This window comes from Spirulina sp. CS-785/01, assembly GCF_028330525.1.
Classification (GTDB): Bacteria; Cyanobacteriota; Cyanobacteriia; order Cyanobacteriales; family Spirulinaceae; genus JAQMSD01.
Genome location: NZ_JAQMSD010000263.1, coordinates 1 through 8,227, shown reverse-complemented (window position 1 = coordinate 8,227; position 8,227 = coordinate 1). Strand labels below are relative to the sequence as shown.

6 protein-coding genes and 1 pseudogene are annotated in these 8,227 nt (G+C 44.1%); 4 read left to right on the top strand and 3 right to left on the bottom strand.

Annotation, left to right across the window (positions count from 1 at the left end; translation table 11 throughout):
- A partial coding sequence (locus tag PN462_RS17180; protein ID WP_272130048.1) for a hypothetical protein occupies positions 1-260 on the top strand: 260 nt, incomplete at its 5' end.
- 257 nt (positions 261-517) lie between these two features.
- Here PN462_RS17180 and PN462_RS17175 read toward each other — a convergent pair.
- On the bottom strand, positions 518-1,525 hold the full coding sequence (locus PN462_RS17175; RefSeq protein ID WP_443029204.1) for a DNA-methyltransferase: 1,008 nt from the start codon (positions 1,523-1,525) through the stop codon (positions 518-520).
- Positions 1,526-1,741: 216 nt separating this feature from the next.
- Positions 1,742-3,712 (bottom strand): iron uptake porin, encoded by a 1,971-nt coding sequence (locus PN462_RS17170; protein WP_272130046.1) that lies wholly within the window; start codon positions 3,710-3,712, stop codon positions 1,742-1,744.
- Between the two features lie 377 nt (positions 3,713-4,089).
- Here PN462_RS17170 and PN462_RS17165 point away from each other — a divergent pair, with 377 nt between their 5' ends.
- The 3 genes from PN462_RS17165 to PN462_RS17155 all read left to right on the top strand — a co-directional run bounded on the left by PN462_RS17165 (position 4,090) and on the right by PN462_RS17155 (position 7,758).
- Positions 4,090-6,081: a cation:proton antiporter domain-containing protein gene (locus PN462_RS17165; RefSeq protein WP_272130045.1), complete on the top strand. Its 1,992-nt coding sequence runs from the start codon at positions 4,090-4,092 to the stop codon at positions 6,079-6,081.
- Positions 6,082-6,352: 271 nt separating this feature from the next.
- Entirely contained in the window at positions 6,353-7,312 is a 960-nt protein-coding gene (locus PN462_RS17160) for an orange carotenoid-binding protein (RefSeq protein WP_272130044.1), read from the top strand.
- A gap of 119 nt (positions 7,313-7,431) precedes the next feature.
- The gene (locus tag PN462_RS17155; protein WP_443029203.1) at positions 7,432-7,758 is read left to right on the top strand and encodes a hypothetical protein; all 327 of its coding nucleotides are present in this window, start codon (positions 7,432-7,434) and stop codon (positions 7,756-7,758) included.
- 72 nt (positions 7,759-7,830) lie between these two features.
- Here the strand turns inward: PN462_RS17155 and PN462_RS17150 are convergent.
- Positions 7,831-8,227: pseudogene (locus PN462_RS17150) on the bottom strand (transposase); the annotation flags it as partial.

Sequence of the window (8,227 nt, the reverse complement as noted above, 5' to 3'; positions counted from 1 at the left end):
GTGCAACAGGTGCAACAGGTGCAACAGGTGCAACAGCGATCGCAGGCAATCCCACAATTCTCGATTTTACCCCCATCTGGCAATCCATTTTAGAGGACTTGGAGGAGGATGTGTTGTTGGGGAATGCTTGTCAAACTGTGCCGGAGTTGGAGTTGGAGTTAGATGATGATGGGGAGGAGATGGAGTTAGAGGAAGAGGAAGATCAGGAGTATGACCAAGAGTGTCGTCCTGTGAGTGAGGAAGGAGAGGGAGAATTGTAGGTCAGTAAGCTGTATATAGAAACCGGGTTTCTTTTTTTCAACCTTGGTTTAAGTCCCAAATTGAACGCAGAAACCCAGTTTCTCAACCTTTTCAAACTGTAATCAATGGCAGCATGGATAGAGGGGTTGGATAGTAATGAAGAAGACACGGAGTTAGAAAACTGAATTAATAATATTTTTAACTTCTTGAAATTCCGAAGCAAAATTTTGTTCTATTACTTCTTGTCCTTGATTAAAAGAATACAGTCCTCCAATAATCATTGATATTTTCCTTGATTTTCAAATAATTTTAACTGTTCCGAGGTTGAATTGTCTTGAGATTTTTGCCATTCTTGAGGTTTTTGACTCACTTTCTCTCGTCCAGTGGGTGTATGAATGGGTTTACCTAATGGTCTGATCTTCAAAGTCCCATTCCAATAAGACTGTATTCTCTCCACTGCTACATTACTATACTCAGCTTGCTTTTCGCTGCCAATTGCTTTACGCTGATGTTTGAGTGCAGCGATTAGTGATGATCCTACTCCTGCATAAGGATCAAAAACTCTTTCTCCTTCATTAGTTAATGCTAAAACGCAACGTTCGACGAATTCAATCGGATATTGACAAGGGTGAATCGTCTTTTCAGGATGGTTTGATTTAACATTAGGAATATCCCACACTTCTTCCTCCCAGTTTTGGACAATAATTTCCCAGAAGTCTGAGGGGTTTTTACCTTTCGGGTTTCCAGAGGGTTTACCTTTATTTTTTCCTTTATAATGTCGTTTTCCGGGGTATTTTGCAGGGACTCTCACTGCATCTAAATTAAATGTATATTGTTCCCCTTTGCTAAACCAGAGAATGGTTTCATAACGTCCCGAAAAACGCTTGGATGCGTGAAGTCCATGACCAAAACGCCAAATAATTCTATTGCGTAAATAGAAGTGAAATTGTTTGAAGATGTTATAATAAAAAATATCAAGGGGATAGACTTCTCCCTTATCAACAAAGTTGCCGACTTGCCAACAAATACTCCCGGTATCGGTGAGGATACGGTGAAATTGTTGGATGGTTTGTTTTTGGGTTTCTAAGTATTCATTAATGGCAATTTTTTTCTCGTAAGATTTGCCAATATTATACGGAGGAGAGGTAATAATCAAAGAAATAGATTGATCAGGAATAGTTTTAATAAAATCATTGACATCCCCGGTATAAAGAATTAAGTGACTGTTGGCATCATATTCAGTTTTAATCGGAATAGCAGAATTAAAAGCAAAACTAGAGTCCATGAAGTTAAAAGTCGTCAAAAAGAAGGATTTAGGGTTCGTTTAATGAGGATTACAGAATTTTTAGACTGTAAGCATTTAGATATTGTGTATCTGTTTGTAGTCAACTCGCAAGCGAGCTTATTTCACCCTTGACTATGTAACTTTCAACCCGTTAAACACGGGTTTTAGCTATTAGCCTTGGGTTTCAACCCAAGGCTAATTTGCCCCATTAAGACATTAGAAACTCAAGACAGTGCGTAGCATTCCCACAAAGATGGTGTCGTTGTTGGAGTTGCCATTGGGGTTAAATACTGCATAGGCCCCAGGTGCGACTTGAATTTTATCGTTCAAGGGGAAACGATATTCTAAACTGGCTAAATAGGTGGCATCCCGATCGCTCGGCCCAGCAACGGTAGAACCAAAGGCCCCGGCACGGGTTAAAGAGGGCAATTGACCAAAACTAGCGGTGATCACATCCCCTTCTTTCCATAAGTCCGGGAAGCCTAAATTAAAGGCCCAAGTCCACAGATCAGCCGTATCACCAAAGCGCACTCCAGACTCAGCCACTGCGTTGGTATAACCCACAAAGGTGCTAAGATTAACCGACTCAGCCACATCCCAAGAGGCGGATAAATGCCAGGTGTTGATGGTGGTGGCGGATTCTTGAATATTGCCGCTATTATTCACCCACAGGAAGGGAGATTTCCCTAAAACACTGGCGGTTTCGGCGATACTGACATTATTATCAACCCGTGCGCCACCAGGGGAAAACCCGTGACCATAACCTACGGCCAATTTGAATTTGTCGCTAAAGTCAAAGCTGAGTTGGACGGGGAGATAATACTCACCCCCAAAGATTCCGGTATTCGCATTGGGGGCATCAACGGCAAAATAGCCAATGTCTAACCGTAATAAGTCGCTGAAGCGGAAATTTGCCCCGACAGCAGCATTCCCATCGGCGAAGGTGTCGTAGAATTGCTGGTTATAGGCTAACCCCAGAGGTAAGTTGCCGTAAGCGTAGGGGGAAGTTGTGCCAGCATCGAGGATTTCATCAATGAAAATGCCCCGTGCGGCAATGTGTAAGCGAAGATTCTCATTGACGGGGAAACGATACCAGAGTTTACTCAGTTGGACATCATTGCCACTATCCCCGTAGAGGTTTGGATCGGTATTGGGTGTTCCTGTGCCGACTTGACCCACATTTTCCAAGTTTCGCGCTTGCAGTCGGGTGCGTAGGCGATCTTGGCCAAAGAAGCTGGTATCAAAGTTTAACCGCAGACGATACCCTAAACCAACCGAGTCATTGCCATCCCGATTAAAGTTGGCTGCTGTGCTATTCCCGGCTTGGTGAATGGTGTCTAGGTCATCGATGAAGTTAGTCACGATGGTATCAAGTTCTTCTCCATCTCCCAAACTGGTGGTGTCGATGTCGATCCCATCGAGAAAAACCTGACTAAAGAGGGGATTGCCATTATCAAAGGCAGTGAATAAGGTAGTGGAGTCCACCACCCCTAACCCTTCAAATAAGCCAATCATACGATTGCTGGTTACTAAATTCACAAAGTTAGAGGAGGGGTTGACCGCACTGGTGTCCGCTAAATTATTTAAAACGGCTAGATTGTTGTAGTCGGTGTCGGTGAAGCCGTAAATTTTTGCGCGATCGCCGGTGGCAACGTCTAAACTGGTGACAACCCCCCCATTTAATTTGGTGGTGGTGGAGAATTGATGATCTTCTAAGAAGGTGACGCGGCCTTCTAAATTATCCACCCGTGTCCCCAAGGTGGCCAATTCCGCTTCAAATTCCTGCATTAAGCGACGCAGGGTTTCTAAGTCTTCACGGGTGGCTAAATCGGCGGTTGCTTCGGCTAAAATGCGCTCCATTTGCTGTAAACAGGCATTCAACCCGGCTGCAAATTCGTAGCGACTTAATGCCCGGTTGCCTCGGTATGTGCCGTCAGGATACCCTTTTAGGCAGTCATAACGGCGCACTAAGTCATCTAAGGCTTGAAATGCCCAGTCTCCAGGGGAAACGTCGCGGAATTGGGAGGCCCCGGTAAATTGACCTTGAGATTGATCATTGAGGCGTTGAATTTCTTCGAGGGTTTCTAGACTAGAAGGGGGGTTGGCGATCGCATCACTGCTCAAGCCTAAGAATACCCCCAAGGTGGCGGGGGCGGCAAATAAGGCGGTTCTCAAAAGTTGCTCCATTAAGGTTCTCCTCACACTAAATCAGCTTATTGATACTCCTACGAATAAATTTCGTGGGATTCTCAAGCCGTCCATAATCGGACTCGTAACATGGGGGGTATCCCAGTCTTGCTCTACTCTATAGAGAGACAATCCTTCTCTATTGTTGGATCAATTAGACCATGTTTTCTTATGTTCCTACAAAACATGACTTTTTTTTTCGCTGTTGTCAATTCTGCTACTAGGTGATTTATTGGACCAGATCATTTTTCTCCCAGGGGGCAGGGTAACTCCTCTAGGGGGAATGAACAAAAATCACAGATTGAGCAGATTTGCTTGTTTTGTCAGTAATCAATGTTACGTTGACATCAAGACCCATCACGTTATCTTTCGGTAGTATGGCGGCTCAACACCAATTTCTGCTCGATCTCACAGTTGTTTTAGGGGCATCTGCCATAGCAGGTTATTTTGCCAACCGTCTCCGACAACCCGTTTTACTCGGTTATCTCCTCAGTGGTTTAATCCTTGGGCCGTTTGTATTAGGGATCATTCAAGAAACGGAAGAAATTGAAGCTCTCGCGGAAATGGGGGTGGCCTTCTTACTCTTTGCTTTGGGGGTGGAGTTTTCTTTGGCGGAGTTGAGGCGGGTGCAGGATATTGCCCTCAAGGGCAGTGTACTGCAAATTGGTTTAACGATTCTACTGGTTGCCTTAACTACTACACTGGCCGGGTGGACTCATGGGATCATTCAAGGGGTGTTTGTGGGGGCGGTGTTGTCGCTTTCATCCACGGCAGTGATTTTAAAAACCCTGACGGAGCAAGGGGAAGTTAATACGTTACACGGTCAAATTATGTTGGCCATCCTTATTGTACAGGATTTGGCCGTGGGGGTGATGTTGGCCATTTTACCAGCTTTAAACGAGCCACAAAACCTCTGGGGGTCATTGGCGATCGCTATTTTAAAAGCCTTATTAGTCATTGCCGGGGCATTGGCGTTAGGGTATTGGGTAATTCCCCCCACTATGCGGAAGGTTGCGGAAACGGAGAATAATGAGTTATTTCTTTTAGCAATTATTGCCCTTTGTTTGGGGGTGGCGTTAGTGACTGCCGGCTTAGGACTCTCTATTGAAATGGGGGCTTTTGTGGCCGGGTTAATGGTGGCTGAAATTGACTATGCAGACCAAGCACTGAACCGAATTATCCCGTTGAGAGACACTTTTGCGAGTATCTTTTTTGCGTCTATTGGGATGCTGATTGACCCCCAAGTTTTATTGGATAATTTAGGGTTAATTTTAGGGTTAGTTGCCTTGGTTGTTTTAGGGAAAGCAATCATTATTTTCCCTATTATTATGAGCTTTAATTATTCCTTTAAGACAGCGATAATCAGCAGTTTAGGATTAAGTGAAATTGGGGAATTTTCTTTTATTTTAACTTTGACTGGATTAAATGTTGGCTTATTAAGCGAAGACCAATATTTATTACTTTTAGGCACAACCGCCATTACTTTAGTTGTTGCCCCCATTAATATTAAATTCGCGCCCCGTTTGGCGGATAAATTACTCAGTATTCCGTTAATTAAATATTATCTCCATAAGTACAAGGGGAGAAAAGCCTTTTCTTTGCCTAAAAAAATGCGCGATCATGTCGTGGTAGCGGGCTACGGACGGGTAGGACAGGTAATTGTACGGATTTTATATAATCAAGGGTATTCGGTTTTAGTGATTGAAAATAGTGAAGCGGCAGTCCAAAGTTTGCGCCAACAAAATATCCCCTATTTATTCGGGGATGGGGATTCCGAATTAGTCTTAGAAAAAGCCCATCTGGATCATGCTAAAGCTCTTGCGGTTACGTTACCAGACCCTGCCAGTACAAGGTTATTAATTAAACGGGCCCTCTCTCTCGCGCCGAATTTGGACATTGTGGCGCGATCGCACGAAAACAACGAAATTGACCTTTTAACCCAAATGGGGGCGCGAGAGGTCGTACAACCGGAGTTTGAGGCGGGTTTAGAGATGGGGTCCCATGTCCTCATGACCTTGGGCCAACCTGATGAGGCCATCCAAAATGTGATCCGGATGTTACGCACTGACCGTTATTTTAATATCCGTCCGAAACGGTCCCCAAAACTCCTTGAGAAAGAGGTACAAAATGTGCGAGTTGCCCTCCATAACGAATGGGTGACATTACCGGAAAACTCCCCTCTCGTGGGTGTCACCCTCGCAGATGCCGATGTGCGACAAAAAACCGGAGTGGCCATCATGGTTATTCAAAGTCAAGAGGACACCCTCTATTATCCTAAAGGGGATACCCTCTTAGAAGCGGGCGATCGCTTGTTATTAGTCGGGCAGCGATCGGAAGTCGCCACCTTTGAGCAATTGTATATCAGGTGAAGGACATAAGCTCCTGCAATATTAATTTTTTGCGTCACATTTCTTAAATTTTGTTTGTAAACAAAATTTAAGAAAAACCTGAATCGCTGAAAGTCTTGATTCATAAGGATTTCAGGGTTTGCATTATTCTTGAATTGTTACAAGACTATTAATCTTTGTTTACTTTTGTAACGAAAATCTAATAGAATGATAAATTGAAGCTCAAAAGGTTCAGAGTGAACAGTCATCCCCTGCAACTTTTAAAAATCACAACTTAACAAAATCAGTAACTATGCCTTACACTATCGAAGCGGCTCGTGGTATCTTTCCCAACACCCTAGCGGCTGATGCTGTCCCTGCCACCATTGCCCGATTTAATCAACTTAATGCCGAAGATCAACTGGCATTAATTTGGTTCGCTTACTTAGAAATGGGTAAATCTATCACCATTGCCGCGCCTGGTGCAGCCCAGATGCAGTTTGCGGAAGCGACCCTCAACCAAATCCGGCAAATGAGCTTCCGAGAGCAGTCCCAAGTCATGTGCGACTTAGCCAACCGGGAAGACACCCCCATTTGTCGTACCTATGCGTCTTGGTCTGCTAACATCAAACTCGGTTTTTGGTATCGACTCGGCCAGTGGATGGAAGATGGAACAGTAGCCCCGATTCCGGAAAATTACAAACTGTCGGCCAATGCGTCGGCGATTTTGCAATCTATCCGCAATTTAGAACCCGGTCAACAAATCACGGTCTTGCGAAATACAGTGATTGATATGGGCTATGATTCGAGCAAAGTAGAGGTCGATCAACGAGTTTCTGAACCTGTTGTCGTCAAAGAAGCATCTCAGCGTACTCCGGTTAATATTCAAGGGGTCGATAATCGAACCGTCTTGAGTTATATTAACAACTTGAATGCCAATGACTTTGACGCGCTCATTGATTTATTTGAACCGGATGGAGGTCTGCAACCGCCGTTCCAGCGTCCGATTGTGGGTAAAGAGGCAATTTTGCGTTTCTTCAAAGAAGAATGCCAAAACCTCACATTAATTCCTGAGCAAGGGGTTTCTGAGCCGGCTGAAGATGGATTTACCCAGATTAAAGTAACTGGGAAAGTCCAAACACCTTGGTTTGGGGCAAGCGTCGGGATGAACATTGCTTGGCGATTTCTGTTAAATCCTAACAACAAAATTTTCTTTGTGGCCATTGATTTACTGGCCTCTCCCAAAGAATTAATGAATTTAGCTCGTTCTTAGTTTTAGGGAAGATTCTCCCTAAAAGGTGAGTGAGAGAGCTTTCTATACTAGGAAGCTCTTTTCTTTTCCCCACCCATAAGAGATTGATTTGGTTGATATTAATTTAAACAAATTTAAAAATGTCGGTGAGTAATATTGAATGGACTGAAGCCGAAAAACAAGTGGCTCAAACCGCTTTTAAAACTGCCCAGGCCCGAGAGGCCCAGGCTATAATTGAAGAAGTGCGTAAAACTGCAACTGCGATCGTAGATTTAGAAGAAGTCTGGCGTTTGCATGATTTTCTCAGCGCGAGACGACATGAGATGGATGGTAAATACGATTATCGTTATTCTAATTTGATTTTTGTCTTTGCCCAATTAGTGAGCGATGGTTGGCTGAGTCTCGATGACTTAGAAGGACTCTCCCAAGAGAAACGCACAAAAATTTCTGTTCTCTCCCAGATGTAAAGAACACCGCTAACACCCTGAAGCCAAGTCTTAATCATTTTGGCTTCAGTGCTAACTCCCCTATCCAGTCAATTATTCTGAATTCACCACCTCTTGAAATTCTGCTAGGGAATTCACGAGAATCGCTTGTCGATGTAAGGTACGCAGGAGGGAGTCATCTTGAATCCCATTAACGACCTCTACAAGGGAGTCAGGGACGGTCTCAAAGCGCACTTCTAGCACTTCTAAGATGTCTTCTCGGAGTCTTTCTTGGCGACCTTCTTGGAGACCTTCTTGGCGACCTTTTTCCATTCCGATACGCTCAACACTGGTCACATAAGGCATTTTCCTTTCCTCCTCATAACGATAGATTTCTGTGGTTAGGTTTTCTTCGAGAGATGCGGGCAACGTCATCATCCAGTCAATCAGCCGGAATAATTCTAGGATATCCTGTCTTTCATACCCCCGTTGATAGAGATTTTTGATGATT